Source organism: Geothrix fermentans DSM 14018 (assembly GCF_000428885.1).
GTDB classification, from domain to species: domain Bacteria; phylum Acidobacteriota; class Holophagae; order Holophagales; family Holophagaceae; genus Geothrix; species Geothrix fermentans.
The window spans coordinates 14113-28824 of the sequence record NZ_AUAU01000007.1; the positions used below are offsets into that span (position 1 = coordinate 14113).

Below are 14712 nucleotides of genomic sequence, written 5' to 3' on the forward strand. Positions count from 1 at the left end.
AACGTTCAGGCCGATTCCGGGCAAGTGTGGATCACTCGCGTGATTCCATCCACCAATCGGACCTGGTTGAAGTTCACCCCAAGCCCCAAGGGGAGGCTCATCAGTTTCAGGTAGGTCAGCACCTGGGCCCTCACCAGGCCGGTGGGATTCCGAGCCGCTTTGAGCTCGACAATCAGATGACCTTCCACAAGCAGGTCGATCCGATAGCCCGCATTGAGGGCTTCACGCTTATAAAACACGGGCACCGGAACCTGGCGTTGGAAGGCGATGCCCGCCAAGGCCAGCTCCTTGGCCAGACACATCTCATAGGCAGACTCAAGCAGTCCGGGGCCCAGCACCCGATGCACTTCGATGCAAGCAGCAATGACGCGCTGAGACAACTCGTTGAGCCCCTCGGGATCCAGTTCCACTCTGTGCCCTCTGTGATCTCTGCGGTTAAATTTTCAAGTTATCGGGAATGAACGCGTACGGGATGGGGTCCGGAAATCCCGCTTCCATGAAGCCGCGGAGGCGCAGGTGGCAGGAGTCGCAGTGGCCGCAGGCCTCTCGCTCGCCCTGGTAGCAGGACCAGCTCAGGTGCAGGGGCGCGTCCAGCTCCAGGCCCTTCCGCACGATTCCGGACTTGCGGAGGTGGAGGAGGGGGGCGTGGAAGGCCAGCCGCGTCTCGGGCTTCGTGCCGAGGTTGGCGGTCTGTTCGAAGCTCTTCAGGAAGGCCTCGCGGCAGTCGGGGTAGCCGCTGCTGTCCTCCTCCACGAAGCCCACGAAGATGGCCGTGGCGCCCAGGACCTCGGCCCAGCTCACGCAGGTGGCCAGCAGGTGCGCGTTGCGGAAGGGCACGTAACTCACGGGCACGCCCTGCCGCTCGGGGTCGCCCTCGGGCAGGGCGATGGAGGCGTCCGTCAGGGCGGAGCCGCCGATGGCCTTGAGGGTGTCGAAGCCGATGACCAGGCGCCGCGCGGCAGGCACACCGTAAAAGTCGGCGATGTCGCGGAAGGCCTGCTTCTCTCGTTCCTGGGTGCGCTGCCCGTAGTCTGCGTGGAGCAGCGCCAATTCATAGCCCTCGGCTTTGGCGATGGCGGCGGCGACACAGGAGTCCATGCCGCCGGACAGGGAGACGACGGCGAGCTTAGCCATGGGGAAACGCCTCGGCCCACGCCTCCAGCTCGTCCATCTTCCGCTGAAGCCGCACGGCTTCAGCGCCATCTGCCGCGGCGGGCGGCAGCTGGTACGGAGCTCCATATTTGACAACGCATGTCGCGAATGGGAAGGGGATCACCATGCGGTCCCAGGTCTTCAGTTGGAAGCTGCGGTCGTAGGTGAGGCTCACGGGGATGATCCAGGCGCCGGTCTTGCGCGCGAGGGCCAGGGTGCCGGGCTTGAGCTGCATGAGGGGGCCGCGGGGACCGTCGGGGGTGATGCCGAAGTCCCAGCCCTGCTTCACGGCCTGGATCATGCGCACCAGGGCTTTGGCGCCGTCCTCGCTGGCGGTGCCGCGCACGGCGTGGATGCCGAACCAGCGCCAGGTGGCCGCGCTGCGCTCGCCGTCCTTGCTGTCGCTGGAGAGGATGGCCACCCCGCGGGCCTCGCCCCGGGCGTTCCGCCGGTGGAAGGGGTAGGAGAGGGGCATCATGAAGAGGCGGCGATGCCAGAAGGCCAGGATGATGCGCTGGTCCCGGGCAACCAGGTCCTCCACAGCTTCGAAGCCCTCGCGGCGAACCCGCAAGGTGTAGGACCAGAGCCGGGTGAGGCCGGCCACCAGGAAGGGCACCACGCGGAAGGTCAGCCACACGGAGGCCGGGGAGCCCAGGGGGCGCCCCCGCTCGGCGATGGCCACGCGGACCTTCATGGCAGCAGATCCTCGCGGGTGATGGGGTACATGGTGCCGCAGTAGTCGCAGCGGACCTCCACGGGTCCGGGTTCGCGGAACAGGTCCTCCTTCTGGTCCGTGGGGAAGCGGCGCAGAGTCTCCAGGAGGGACTCGCGGGTGCAGCGGCAGCGGTAGAAGAGGTCTGTGGCCGCCAGCTCGTCGGCGCCTTCGCCCTGGGACACCCAGGTGGCCAGGAAGTCCGGCGTGCGCTCCCAGAGGGGCACCACCTCCAGGCCTTCGAGGGCCTGGACGAGCCGGGCGAGCCGCTCCGGCGGACAGTCCGGCAGGGGCTCCACCAGCAGGCCCCCGGCCTCGCCGGTCCCCGCGTCGCACCAGAGGGTGAGGCTGGCCTGGATCTGCTCTGACTGCTGGAGGTAGTGCTCCACCTGCACCTGGATGCCGCCCGCGACCAGGGGCAGGTGGCCCACGTAGGGCTGCCCCGTGGCGTTGGAGCGCATCACCTGGAAGACGCCAGGACCCTCGATCCAGTCCGCGGCCTCGGCCGAGCCGGGATCCAGCACGCCGCGGATGGTGCCGTCGGGCCAGCTGTCCGAGACCACGGCCCGGGCCCTTCCCGAGCCCTTCACCAGCAGCTGCAGACGCTCGGAGAAGAGGGTCCGGCCCTGAAGGAGGGCCGTGGACGTGAGCAGCTCCGTGAGGCAGGCGCAGGCCGTGGGTTCCAGGTGGGGGTGGCCCCGCCGCACGCCGTCCCACAGGGGGCTGGCATCCATGGAGGACAGCCGGATGTGGCGGTCCCGCGTGAGGGCCTTGACCACCCGAGCCTGGGGAACGGCGTCCGTCATGCTCACTCCCACCCGATCTGGCGGCCCTTGTTCTGCTGCTCCAGCCAGGCCATCAGGGGCTTGAAGTAGTCCATCATGGCGCGGGTGGAGAGGTCCTCGCCGGTGGCCTCCTTCAGCACCTTCCGCCAGTCCTCGGTGGCGCCCTTGGCCAGGATCTTCTTCAGGAAGGCGCCCACCTCCTTGTTCCCGGCGTAGTTGCAGGCCCGGGGGTCCTGGTGGAGGATCTTCCCCGCGATGTGGTCGTGCATCTGGAACTTGAAGACCGTGGCCCAGCCGTAGCTGTAGTAGTAGGCGGGGTTGTCGTTGATGTGGGTCTTGGTGGCGGCGTCGCAGAACTGCTCGCCGCGGGGGCTGGGCGGCTCCACGCCCTGCTCGTCGCGCACGAGCTTCCACCAGCGGGCGTTCAGCTGGTCGGCGGGCATGCCGCCGTAGAACTCGGCCTCCCACTCGGGCATGGTGCCGCAGGCCCAGTACATGAAGGGGATGGCCACCTCCAGCGCATCGTTCAGGAGCACCTGCATCTGGTCGGCCTTGTAGTCCGCCGGGAGCACGCCCGCGGACTTGAGGTACGGGATCTGCCGCGTGGCCATGGCGATGAGCTCGCCCACGCCCTCGTGGAAGCTGGGGTTGGCGCCGTCGCGGAGGAGGGGCGGCACGTCGGGCCGAGTGTAGCTCAGGAAGTAGTAGCCGTGGCCCAGCTCGTGGTGGACCGTCTCGAACCACTCGGCGTTGGCCTCCACGCTCATGAGGGAGCGGACGTCGTGGTCCAGATCCAGGTGCCAGCAGGAGGCGTGGGCGTTCTTCTTGCGCGGGTCGCCGGCCTTCACGGGGTAGAGGTCGGACTTGGCCCAGAAGCTGGCGGGTAGCGGCTCGAAGCCGATCCCGGTATAGAAGGCCTCGGCCGTCTTCACGATGCGCTCGGGCTGCCAGCCCTTGAAGTAGGGGTTGAAGTCCACGGCGCTGACGAAGCCCGTCCAGTTCTGGCTCCAGCGGTTGTTGATCCAGTGGGCGGGGATGGCCTTGGGCACGGGCTGGCCGTACTTCTTCGCCATCTCGTACTTCACCCAGGTGTGGAGCTGGAGGTAGAGGGGTCTCAGCTCCGCCAGGAACTTCCGGTTGAAGGCCATCATCTCGTCGGTGGTCAGGCCGTAGCGGGCCACCTGGAGGGCGAAGTAGTCGGGGTAGCCCAGTTCCTGGGCCACGCCGTTGCGCAGGTCACGCAGGCGCACCAGGCCGTCCTTCAGGGGGATGCCGATCTCCTTGCTGGCCTCCCACCACATCCGGCGCTCGGCCAGGTCGCGGCTGGAGGCGAGCGTGTTGTCGATGTCGTTGGCGCTGACGGGCCGGCCACCCACCTTGAACTGGTAGCCGTTCATGATCGATACCTGCTTCGTCTCCGCTTCGATGCGGGCGGCCACCAGCTCCGGTTTCGTCATCGGCCCCTCGGCGCCGTAGGGCATGAGCAGCACCCGCTCCAGCTGGCGCACGGTCTTCTCGTCGAGCTGGGCGCGGTGCTTCAGCAGCTCCTTGGCCTCGGTGATCACGAGGGGGTTGCCGTTGAAGGCGGCGAAGGCCTTGCCCGCCCACTCGGCCCCGGCGTCGTGCTCGGGCTTCACGTCCGTGGAGGCGGCCCAGGTGGCCTGCTGGCTCACGTAGTAGAGGGACTGGTAGCCGGCGTTCACCAACTTGAGGAAGCGGTCGGCGCGGTCCTGGACGGGGGACGGGGCCTGGGCCATGAGGGGGGCACCAAGAAGGAGAGCGGGGATCAGGGCTGGAAGGAGGCGCAAGGGGGGCTCCGGGGAACCCTCTATTGTGCCTTCGGGATCCGATGGCGTCAGCAGGGGAGGAGGATGCTGAAGTTCGACCCGAAGCCCGGCTGGCTCTGGGCCCTGATCTGGCCGTTATGGGCCGCCACCAGGCGCTGGACGATGGCCAGGCCCAGACCCACGCCTTGGCTGGCGTCGCTGCGCTCGGACTGGCGGAAGGGGTCGAAGATGAAGGGGAGGTCCCCGGCCGGGATGCCCCGGCCCGTGTCGATGACGGACAGGCGGAGGAAGCGCAGGCCCGCCTCCACGCCGGAGCCGAACTCAACGCCCGTCTCCACCCGCACGGCCCCGCCCCGGGGCGTGAACTTGAAGGCATTGTCCACGAGGTTCACCAGGACGCGATCCAGCTTCTGCTGGTCGCCGAGGATCCGGGGCAGGTTCCCGGGAACGGCCAGCTGGAACTCCACACCGGTGGAGGCCGCCCGCAGATGGTACGGGGCCATCAGGGCCGCCAGCCACGAGACCGGCTCGATCTCCCCGAACTCGATGGGGACCTGCCCGGTGTCGCTCCGGTAGATCTCCAGCATTTCGTCCAGCAGGGCCTTGATCCGCGCGCAGGAGGTTTCGGCCTTGTCCAGCGCCTCATCGTTGGCGGAGCTTCTACCCCGCACCTTTTCCAGGACGAGCCCGATCACGGTGAGGGGGGAACGGAGGTCATGGACCAGCATGGTCGTGAAGTTGGTCTTGAGGGTGTTGACCTCTTTGAGCTTGAGGTTGGCGTCCAGGAGGTTCTGGTTCTGGATCTCCAGCTCACGCTGGAGCCGGCCCAGGTTCACCTGGTGCTCCACCCGCACCAGCACCTCCTCGGCGCTGAAGGGCTTGGTCACGTAGTCCCGGCCTCCCACGCGGAAGGCCTTCACCTTGTCGAGGGGATCGTCCAGGGCGCTGATGAAGATGATGGGGATGCGGGCCAGGGAGGCGTCCTTCTTGAAGGCCTCGCAGGTCTCGTAGCCGTCCATGCCGGGCATGTTCACGTCGAGCATCACCAGCTCGGGCGGGTGGCGGCGCGCGGCCTCCAGGGCCATGGGGCCGGAGGGCACGGCGCGCACCCGGTACTGGCGTTCCCGCAGCACCGCGCTCAGCAGGTCGAGGTTCGCCGGGTTGTCGTCCACGATGAGGATGTCGCCCTGGGGTACCAGCATGTCGGTCTCCGGAATCATCGGTCCAGCGTGTCGAGCAGTTCCTGGAGTTTATAGGCCCGGAGCAGGTGGCGGAGCCCGTCGGCCATGGGATTGGCCCCCAGCTGGTCCACCAGGGCCAACGCGGCCTCGGTGTCGCCGATCAGGACCGCATCCTTCAGATCGGCCCGCCAGGCCTCCGGCTGGAGTTTCAGCGCGCCCAGGTCGCAGGATCCGGGCGCCGCCTCGGGCTCGCGCGTGAGGAAGCGCAGCCCGAGCAGCCGGCCCGCGATCTCGAAGAGGTGGGCCTCGCGGAAGGGCTTGCCCAGGAAGTCGTCGAAGCCGGACTTGCGGAGGGCCTCGCGGTCCAGGTCGATGACGCTGGCGGAGATGGCCACGACGAAGGTGTGGGGGAGATCCTGCTCCAGCTCCCGGCCGCGGAGGATCTGGAGGGCCTCGAAGCCGCTCATGCGGGGCATCCGCAGGTCCATCCAGATCAGGTCCGGGCGGTGGCGCTCCCAGAGCTCCAGGGCCTCCACGCCATCCCCGGCGGACTGCACCTGGAAGCCCACAGCATGCAGCAGCTGGGCCAGGAGGTCGCGGTTCTCCGGGCGGTCGTCCACCACGAGCATCTTCACGGGGCGCTGGCCGGGCTCCAGGCCCACCACCTGCCCGCGGTCCTCCAGCTCCAGGGGCGGCTCCCCCTCGGGCAGGGGCAGGCTGAAGCTGAAGCGGCTGCCTTCGCCCAGCTGGCTGTGAAGGGCGAGCTCGCCGCCCATGAGGTGCACCAGGGAGCGGCTGATGTGGAGGCCGAGGCCCGTCCCCTCCGCCGCCTGGGCGGGCCCTCCGGCCTGGAAGAAGGCCTGGAAGAGCTGGCGCTGGTCCTCCTCGGAGATGCCCGGCCCCGTGTCCTCCACGGCGAACCCGGCCCGCCCCTGGGCGTAGTCCACGCGGAGGGTCACGGAGCCCCGCTGGGTGAACTTCACCGCGTTGCCCAGCAGGTTCACGAGCACCTGGCGGAGCTTGGCGGCATCCCCCTCCAGGTGGGCCGGCAGGGCCGGATCCACCTCCAGCCGCAGCTCCAGGCCCTTGGCCTCGGCCCGGATCCGCTGCATGTCCAGCACCCCCTCCAGGAGGGCCGCCGTGGCGAAGGAGCCGGTGCGCAGCTCGAGGCCGCCCGACTCGATCTTGCTGAGGGAGAGCACGTCGTTGATCAGCGTCAGCAGGTGCTCCCCCGCCTCCAGGATGCGGGCGAGCTGGTCCTGGTCCTCGGCGCTGCGCCCCCCCCGGCGGGCCATGAGCTGGGCGTAGCCGAGGATGGCGTTGAGGGGCGTGCGCAGCTCGTGGCTCATGTTGGACAGGAAGGCGCTCTTCGCCCGGTTCGCGGTCTGGGCCCGGGCCTCGCTGGCCCGCAGGTCCGCCTTCTGCCGGTCCAGGGCCTCGATGGTGTCCCGGAGGCGGGCGATCATGCGGTTCAGCTCCCGGGCCATGTCCGCGAGCTCGTCCCGGCCCTTGATGGCCACCCGGGCCTCCAGGTCGCCCTCGGCGGCGCGCCGCACCTGGGCCACCATCCGCCGGATGCTGCCGGAGAGGTCCCGAGCGATCAGGTAGCCCAGGGCCAGGGCCGCGGCCAGGCCGGCGAGGATCATGCCGTAGGAGAGCAGCCGCGTCCGCCGGGACCGGGCCCCCATCTCCTCGAGGGTCCGCTGGGCCGCGTCCTCCTGGGTCTGCACCAGGCCCGCGAGGAGGTCCGTGAGGGGCTGGATCTGCGGCAGCAGGTCGTCGTCCACGAAGCGGCCCAGCTCCGGCAGCCGGACCTCCGCCAGGAGCTGCTCCAGGCGGTCCAGGTCCCGGGCCACGTAGACCATGAGGGCATCCCCGCGGGCCAGCACCTCCGGATCCGACTGGGCCGGGGCCGAGGCCTTGAACTCGGCCCACTGGCGCCCCGCCTCCCGCCGCGCGGAGCGCACCCGCACCAGCCCCTCCGCCGGCGCCAGGGTGCCGCCCCGCACCTGGCGGGCCGAGAAGAGGATGCGGAGGCCATAGGCGTCGGACACGATCTTGAGCTGGCGCACGGGCACCAGCCGGTTCTCGACGATCCGCAGGGTCTGCGCCTCCTCCTGGTGGAGGAAGCGGAGCTGGATCAGGGCCAGTCCCGCGAGGATGGCCGCCACGAGGCTGTAGCCCAGCCAGAGCTTGGCGGCAATGCGGAAGCGGCTGAGGAAGGCGGGCATGCGACATCCCTTCGGAGCCGGCAGGCGAACCGCCGGAGTCAACCAGGCATTCGCGGGATCTGGCCAGCGGACTGGCGGTGCTTCCGTGGAATGATGCCGGGTCGGGTCATCTGCCGCAATGATTCGCGTTCCCCTGGCCTAAAATCAGCGTACGCCCCCTGTCCAAGAGGTCCCCGGGGAACCCTGCCATGCCCACCTTCCGCCACCTCCGATCCGCGCTCGCGGCCCTCTGCCTCCTGGGCTGCGCCCTGCCCGCGCGCGCCGAGGCGCCCGCCCCCCTGGCCATCGCCGCGGCGGCGGACCTGCAGTTCGCCCTGGCTGAGCTGAAGACCGCCTTCCTCAGGACGCACCCGGCCGTGGAGGTGTCCGTCACCCATGGCGCCTCCGGGACCTTCTACACCCAGCTCCTGAACAGGGCCCCCTTCGACCTCTTCCTTTCCGCCGACCTCGACTACCCGAAGAGGCTGGTGGCGGCCGGGCTGGCGGACGGCAGCACCACCTTCCTCTACAGCCGGGGCCACCTGGTGCTGTGGGTCCCCGCGGGCTCCCCCATCCCCCTGGAGCAGCTCGGCATGAAGGCCCTGCTCCATCCCGCGGCGAAGAAGGTGGCCATCGCCAACCCCCGCCACGCGCCCTACGGCCGCGCGGCCGAGGCCGCCCTGGCCAGGCTGGGCCTGCTGGAGGCCGTGCGACCGCGCCTGGTCTTCGGGGAGAACATCGGCCAGACCGCCCAGTTCGTGCAGAGCGGCGCCGCCGACATCGGCCTCATCGCCCTCTCCCTGGCCAAGGCCCCGGCCATGGCCGGAGGCCGGATGCGGGAGATCCCCCAGGACGCGCATCCTCCCCTGGACCAGGGCGGGGTGATCCTGAACCACGCGAGGAACCGGGCTGCCGCCCTGGCCTTCCGCGACTTCATGAGGTCCCAGGAGGGGAAGGCCATCCTCCTGAAGTACGGATTCGACACGGGTTCCCGCTGATGGACTGGCAGGCCCTCCGCCTGAGCCTCGAGCTCGCCTCCCTGACCACCGCGGCCCTGCTGGTCCTGGGCCTGCCCCTGGCCTACTGGCTGGCCTTCTCACGGCAGCGGTGGAAGTTCCTGGTGGAGGCGGTGGTGGCCATGCCCCTGGTGCTGCCGCCCACGGTGCTGGGTTTCTACCTGCTCATGGCCATGGGCCCCCGCAGCCCCCTGGGCCGGGCCTGGGAGGGCCTCTTCGGGCGCACCCTGCCCTTCTCCTTCGAGGGCCTGCTCATCGCGTCCGTGCTCTACAGTCTGCCCTTCATGATCCAGCCCCTGGCGGCGGCCTTCGCCTCCGTGGACAAGGGGCTCATCGAGGCCTCCTGGTGCCTGGGCGAGTCCCGGGCCCGCACCTTCCTCCGCGTGATCGCGCCGCTCTCCTGGGCCGGCATCCTCACGGGCCTGGTGCTCACCTTCGCCCACACCCTGGGCGAGTTCGGCGTGGTGCTCATGGTGGGCGGCAACCTGCCGGGCCGCACCCGCACCGTGAGCATCGCCATCTACGACCAGGTGCAGGCCATGGACTACGCCCCGGCCGCCCGCACGGCCGCCCTCCTGCTGGGCGTGTCCTTCCTGGTGCTGGCCTTCACCTACGCCCTGCGGCGCCGCCAGAGGAAGCCGTGGACGATCCTCTGAGCCCCGGCGCCACCTTCCTCCAAGCGGAGGCCGAACGCCGCTTCCCCGGCGGGGCCACCGTCGAGGCCCGCTTCGAGATCCCGGCCCCGGGCTTCTCGGTGACTGTGCTCTTTGGCCCATCGGGCTCGGGCAAGACCACGGTCCTGCGCCTGCTCGCGGGCCTGGAGCGGGTGGACCGCGGAACCATCCAGGTCGGCGGGACCTGCTGGTCCGATGCCGGCCGCCGCATCCACCTCCCGCCCCAGGCCCGGAACCTGGGCTTCCTGCCCCAGGCCTACCACCTCTTCCCCCACCTCAGCGTGGCGGCCAACCTGGCCTACGGCCTGAGGGGCCTGGACGCCGCCGGGCGGGCGGCCCGGGTGGACGAGCTGCTCGGGCTGCTCGACCTGGAGGCCCTGGGGCACCGGCACCCGGGGGAGCTGTCCGGCGGGCAGCAGCAGCGCGTGGCCCTGGGCCGGGCCCTGGCGCGGCGGCCCCGGCTGCTGCTGCTGGACGAGCCCCTGTCCGCCCTGGACCGGCCCTCCCAGCTGCGCCTCCGCCAGGAGCTGCGCGGTCTGCTCCGCCGCCTGGACCTTCCCACGGTCCTGGTGACCCACGACCGCGCGGAAGCGCTCCACCTCGGGGACCGGCTGGTGGTGCTGGACCAGGGCCGCGTCTGCCAGAGCGGCGACATCCAGCAGGTCTTCGACCGGCCCACGGATCCCACCGTGGCGCGGATCCTGGGCGTGGAGACCGTGGTGCGGGGCCGCATCGAATCCATCGTCGAGGGCATGGCCACGATCACCGTGGGCTCCGCGCAGATCCTGGCCGCCGATCCCGGCAGCCTCGGCTGGAACGTCTTCGTCTGCATCCGCGGCGAAGACGTGGCCGTGGAGCGCCGGGGCGGCGCCGGTTCCGGCTCCGGGTCCACGGTCCGCAACCGCCTGCCCGCCCGCATCACGGCCCTGCACCCGGAAGGCTCCCTCGTGCGGGTCTCCCTGGACGCGGGCTTCCCCCTGGAGAGCCTGGTGACCCGCCAGGCCTGCGCGGACCTCTCCCTGGCGGAGGGCGACCCGGTCTGCGCGGTCCTCAAGGCCGCCGCCATCCACCTGATCCCGCACGATTGATCAGGGCCGCTGGGCCAGCGGCAGGGCCACGTCCATGGCCAGATGCCAGCCTGTGCCCCCCCGGCGCCAGACCTGCAGGACCGTGAATCCGGTGTCCCGACGATGCCGTCGGCCCCAGCGGAAGGCCAGGTCCCGGCTGGACGCCACCTCGGCGCCCAGGGACTCCCACCGCACCCCGCCCGCCTCGCCTGGGGCCAGGACCGCCAGGTTGCCGGGTCGCACCGCCTGGCCCTTCCGGTAGAGCCGCAGATCCGGATCCGCCGCCGCGCGGAGCGCCAGGGCCAAGTCCCCCTCAGCGGCTTTGTCGAAGGCGGCCCAGGCCGCTCCGGGCCCCTCTCCGGGCGGCGCCGTGGCCACATGGGTGACCAGCGCCAAGGGCGCCTCCTCGTGGGCCGGGTGCGGCACGCCCATGTCCAGCCGCACCTGCCAGCGCCCACCCCGGCGCACCCATAGGCTGAGGAAGTGGCCGAAGGCGGTCGGGGCCTCGGCCCCAGCCGCGCGCCAGGACCAGGGCCCCGTGCTCACGGCGAAGTCTCCGCTGGCCGCCAGCTCCACGTAGGCGGGCCCCCAGCTCAGGAGGCTGCCGTCGTCCTTCCGGGTCCCGTAGATCCGGCGGCCCGCCTCGGGCTCGGGCATGAACACCAGGCCATCCCCGGCGAGGTGGGCCAGGAAGGCGGCAGGCGTGCCCAGGCGGGCGGCGTCGGCCGCGAAGGCCCGCTCCGCCTGGGCGACGTCCTCCGCGGCTGGGCGGGTCGGGGAGGCCTGGATCGGAGGGGGCGGAGGAAGGGGGGGCATGAAGGCAGGATGGGCCGCCGGACGACGCTGGCAAGGCGGCCGGGCTCCCCGATGTCGCCTCCACCTGATCCCGCACCACTGATTCGTTCTCCGCCGCAGTCGGAGGCCTACGAAAAACGCGGGCCGGATGGCCCGCGTTTTTCGCATGGGGAAGGATCAGGCCTTGGTCCAGCGCAACACGGGCTTGCGGGCGGCGGTGGTCTCGTCCATGCGGCGCAGGGGGGCCAGGGTCGGCGCCTGGTGCAGGGCCTCCGGGTCCGTCTCCACTTCCTTCGCGATGGCCAGCATGGTGTCGCAGAAGGCGTCCAGCTCGTCCTTGCCTTCGCTCTCCGTGGGCTCGATCATCAGCGCGCCGGGCACGATCAGGGGGAAGTAGATCGTGGGCGGGTGGTAGCCGTGGTCGATGAGGCGCTTGGCGATGTCCAGGGTGTGGACGTCATGCTTGGCCTGCAGGGTGTCGCTGAAGACCACCTCGTGCAGGCTGGGCGAGTCGATGTGCAGGGCGTAGGCGTCCTTCAGCCGGGCGCGGATGTAGTTGGCGTTCACGATGGCGCGCAGGGTGGCCTCGCGCAGGCCGTCGCTGCCGTGGCTCAGGCAATAGGCGAGGGCGCGCACCAGGATGCCGAAGTTGCCGAAGAAGGTGTGCACCTTGCCGATGCTCTGGGGCCGGTTCCAGTCCCAGCGGTAGCTGTGCTTGGGCACCTCGCCCTCGCCCACCTTCACGGTGTCGCGGACGACCACGGGGACGGGCAGGAAGGGCAGCAGCTTCTCGGCGCAGCAGACGGGCCCGGCGCCGGGGCCGCCGCCGCCGTGGGGCGTGGAGAAGGTCTTGTGGAGGTTCAGGTGCATCACGTCCACACCGAAGTCGCCGGGCCGCGCCACGCCCACCAGGGCGTTCATGTTGGCGCCGTCCATGTAGACCAGGGCGCCCACGCTGTGGAGCAGGTCGCTGATCTCCTTGAAGCGGTACTCGAAGACGCCCACGGTGTTGGGGTTCGTGATCATGGCGCCGGCGATCTCGGTGCCGAGTTCCGCCACGAGGGTCTTCAGGCCCTTGCGGACCTTGCCGTTCACGGGGTCGGTCACGTCCTCGAAGCTGATGGTGCCATCCGGTCGCGAGGGCAGCTCCACCACGTCGTAGCCCGCCATGGCGGCGGTGGCGGGGTTGGTGCCGTGGCCGCTGTCGGGGATGAGGATGACGCGGCGCTTGGCGCCCTGGGCCACGTGGTAGGCACGGATGAGCATCACGCCCGTGAGCTCGCCGGCGGCGCCGGCGCTGGGCTGAAGCGTGACGCCGGGCAGGCCCGTGATCTCCTTCAGCCACTCCTGGAGGGTGAAGACCAGCTCCAGGTTGCCCTGCACGAGGGCATCGGGGGCCATGGGGTGGCTGTCGGTGAAGCCCGGCAGCCCGGCGACCTTCTCGTTCAGCCGCGGGTTGTGCTTCATGGTGCAGCTGCCCAGCGGGTAGATGCCGTCGTCCACGCCGTAGTTCCACTTGGAGAGGCGGGTGAAGTGACGGATGACCTCCACCTCGCTCAGCTCGGGCAGGGCGTCGAAGCCGCTGCGCTTGAGGTGGGCGGGACGGGTGTCCTTGGCCGCGGGCACGTCGAGTTTCGGCAGGTCCATGCCCCGCTTGCCGGGGACAGAGCGCTCGAAGGAGAGGGGTTCGCGCTGACGGAGGAACATGGGATCACCTGAGAAAATTCGATGGATCAACGATCATGGACTGGCCAAACAGATCCACCACGGAGACACAGAGGCCACGGAGGAAAACCACGGAGATGGCACGGAGGAGATCTCGCGCATCGACTGCGTTCTCCGTGTTCCTCTCCGTGTCGACTCCGTGCACTCCGTGCCTCCGTGGTGAAGTCGTTTTCCGTGATGGGTGCTCTAGACGGTGGCGGGGACGCGGGCCAGGATCTCGACGAGGCTCTCGATCATCCGGCGGGTGTGGAGTTCCGTGGCGCACCAGAGGATGCAGCCCTGGTACTCGGGATAGAAGCGGCCCAGGTCCAGGCCCGGCAGCAGGCTCTCCGCGAGGCAGGCCTCCTGGAGCGCGGCCATGTCGCCCTTGTAGCGCAGCACGAACTCGTTGAAGAAGGGCTGGTCGAAGACGGGCTCCATGTCCGGCAGGTCCAGCAGGCGCTGGCGCAGGTGCTGGGCCTTGGCGGCGTTCTGCTCCGCCAGGCCCTTCAGGCCCTCGGGGCCCGCCAGCTGCAGGAAGAGGTTGGCCCGCAGGGTGACGAGGCCCTGGTTCGAGCAGATGTTGCTGGTGGCCTTGTCGCGGCGGATGTGCTGCTCGCGGGCCGTGAGGGTCAGCACGTAGCCCGTGCGGCCGTCCAGGTCCTTGGTCTGGCCCACCACGCGGCCGGGGATCTCCCGCTTGTGGGCGTCCTTCACGGCCAGGAAGCCCAGGAAGGGGCCGCCGAAGGTGGGCTTGTTGCCGAAGCTCATGGCCTCGCCGCAGGCCATGTCGGCGCCGGCCTTGCCGGGGGCCTCCAGCCACCCGAAGGCCAGGGCCTCCTGCGTGACGCTCACCAGCAGGGCGCCGGCGGCATGCACGGGGCCCGCCAGGGCCGTGAGGTCCTCCACCGCGCCCAGGAAGTTGGGATAGCCCACCATCACGGCCGCGACATCGCCGTTGAGCTTGGCCTGAAGGTCGGCCAGATCCGTCACGCCATCCTTCAGGCCCACTTCCACCAGCTTCAGGCCGTCGTGGGGGGCGAAGTTGGTCCTGAGCACCTGGCGGTAGAGGGGATGCAGGCCCTGGCTCACCAGCACAGTGTGGCGCTTCTTCTGGACGCGCACGGCCATGAGGGCGGTTTCGACGCAGGCGGTGCCTCCGTCATAGAGGCTGGCGTTGGTCACGTCCAGGCCCGTCAGGTCGCAGATGAGGGTCTGGTACTCGAAGAGGTGCTGCAGGGTGCCCTGGCTGATCTCGGGCTGGTAGGGCGTGTAGGCCGTGAACCACTCCTGGCGGCCCACCATGGCATCGATGGCCGAGGGCACGAAGTGGTCGTAGGCCCCGGCGCCGAGGAACTGGGCGCAGAAGCGGGTGTTCCGGTTCGCCAGGTCCATCATCTGCCAGGCCACTTCCTGCTCGGAGCCCTGGGTCGGCAGGTCCAGGCCCCGCTTCAAGCGCAGCGGCTCCGGGATGCCCGAGAGGAGGTCCTCGGCGCGGGCGACGCCGATGGTGTCCAGAAGGGCTCGATCTTCGGCAGGGGAAGAGGGCAGGTAGCGCATGACGGCCTCAGGAAGAACGGATGAAATCCCAGTTCTTCAGGGTATCAGGCCGAGGCGGGGCCCCCTCCT

At 70.1% G+C, this 14712-nt stretch carries 13 protein-coding genes; 3 read left to right on the forward strand and 10 right to left on the reverse strand.

Annotated elements, in window-relative coordinates; all coding sequences use genetic code 11:
• Nucleotides 1–5 precede the first annotated feature (5 nt).
• Genes G398_RS0101930 through G398_RS19105 form a run of 7 tightly spaced genes read right to left on the reverse strand, consistent with a single transcriptional unit; the run spans nt 6 to nt 7848 of the window.
• Nucleotides 6–410, reverse strand: coding sequence for a GxxExxY protein (locus G398_RS0101930; protein WP_026852340.1), 405 nt, complete (start codon nt 408–410; stop codon nt 6–8).
• A gap of 25 nt (nt 411–435) precedes the next feature.
• Nucleotides 436–1134, reverse strand: coding sequence for a 7-cyano-7-deazaguanine synthase QueC (gene queC / locus G398_RS0101935; protein ID WP_026852341.1), 699 nt, complete (start codon nt 1132–1134; stop codon nt 436–438).
• The gene (locus tag G398_RS0101940) at nt 1127–1846 is read right to left on the reverse strand and encodes a lysophospholipid acyltransferase family protein (RefSeq protein ID WP_026852342.1); all 720 of its coding nucleotides are present in this window, start codon (nt 1844–1846) and stop codon (nt 1127–1129) included. The genes queC and G398_RS0101940 overlap by 8 nt, the downstream gene beginning before the upstream one ends.
• Complete coding sequence (locus tag G398_RS0101945) at nt 1843–2670, reverse strand: Hsp33 family molecular chaperone HslO (RefSeq protein WP_026852343.1); 828 nt, start codon at nt 2668–2670, stop codon at nt 1843–1845. Before G398_RS0101945 ends, G398_RS0101940 begins: the two co-directional genes overlap by 4 nt.
• Nucleotides 2671–2672: 2 nt before the next feature.
• On the reverse strand, nt 2673–4457 hold the full coding sequence (locus G398_RS15495) for a M2 family metallopeptidase (protein WP_157492244.1): 1785 nt from the start codon (nt 4455–4457) through the stop codon (nt 2673–2675).
• Nucleotides 4458–4504: 47 nt separating this feature from the next.
• Complete coding sequence (locus G398_RS0101955) at nt 4505–5638, reverse strand: hybrid sensor histidine kinase/response regulator (RefSeq protein ID WP_026852344.1); 1134 nt, start codon at nt 5636–5638, stop codon at nt 4505–4507.
• 14 nt (nt 5639–5652) lie between these two features.
• Nucleotides 5653–7848 (reverse strand): ATP-binding protein, encoded by a 2196-nt coding sequence (locus G398_RS19105; protein WP_052571154.1) that lies wholly within the window; start codon nt 7846–7848, stop codon nt 5653–5655.
• 188 nt (nt 7849–8036) lie between these two features.
• On the opposite strand from G398_RS19105, the gene modA reads away from it, so the two are divergent.
• Genes modA through G398_RS0101975 form a run of 3 tightly spaced genes read left to right on the forward strand, consistent with a single transcriptional unit; the run spans nt 8037 to nt 10605 of the window.
• On the forward strand, nt 8037–8825 hold the full coding sequence (gene modA / locus G398_RS0101965; protein ID WP_026852345.1) for a molybdate ABC transporter substrate-binding protein: 789 nt from the start codon (nt 8037–8039) through the stop codon (nt 8823–8825).
• On the forward strand, nt 8825–9499 hold the full coding sequence (gene modB, locus G398_RS0101970) for a molybdate ABC transporter permease subunit (RefSeq protein ID WP_026852346.1): 675 nt from the start codon (nt 8825–8827) through the stop codon (nt 9497–9499). The genes modA and modB overlap by 1 nt, the downstream gene beginning before the upstream one ends.
• Nucleotides 9484–10605: an ATP-binding cassette domain-containing protein gene (locus G398_RS0101975; protein WP_211229026.1), complete on the forward strand. Its 1122-nt coding sequence runs from the start codon at nt 9484–9486 to the stop codon at nt 10603–10605. The genes modB and G398_RS0101975 overlap by 16 nt, the downstream gene beginning before the upstream one ends.
• Here G398_RS0101975 and G398_RS19110 read toward each other — a convergent pair whose 3' ends face one another.
• The 3 genes from G398_RS19110 to gcvPA all read right to left on the reverse strand — a co-directional run bounded on the left by G398_RS19110 (nt 10606) and on the right by gcvPA (nt 14643).
• The gene (locus G398_RS19110) at nt 10606–11400 is read right to left on the reverse strand and encodes a nuclear transport factor 2 family protein (RefSeq protein WP_026852348.1); all 795 of its coding nucleotides are present in this window, start codon (nt 11398–11400) and stop codon (nt 10606–10608) included.
• Nucleotides 11401–11556: 156 nt separating this feature from the next.
• Complete coding sequence (gene gcvPB, locus G398_RS0101985; RefSeq protein ID WP_052571156.1) at nt 11557–13086, reverse strand: aminomethyl-transferring glycine dehydrogenase subunit GcvPB; 1530 nt, start codon at nt 13084–13086, stop codon at nt 11557–11559.
• Nucleotides 13087–13290: 204 nt separating this feature from the next.
• Complete coding sequence (gene gcvPA / locus G398_RS0101990) at nt 13291–14643, reverse strand: aminomethyl-transferring glycine dehydrogenase subunit GcvPA (protein ID WP_026852350.1); 1353 nt, start codon at nt 14641–14643, stop codon at nt 13291–13293.
• Nucleotides 14644–14712: the final 69 nt, after the last annotated feature.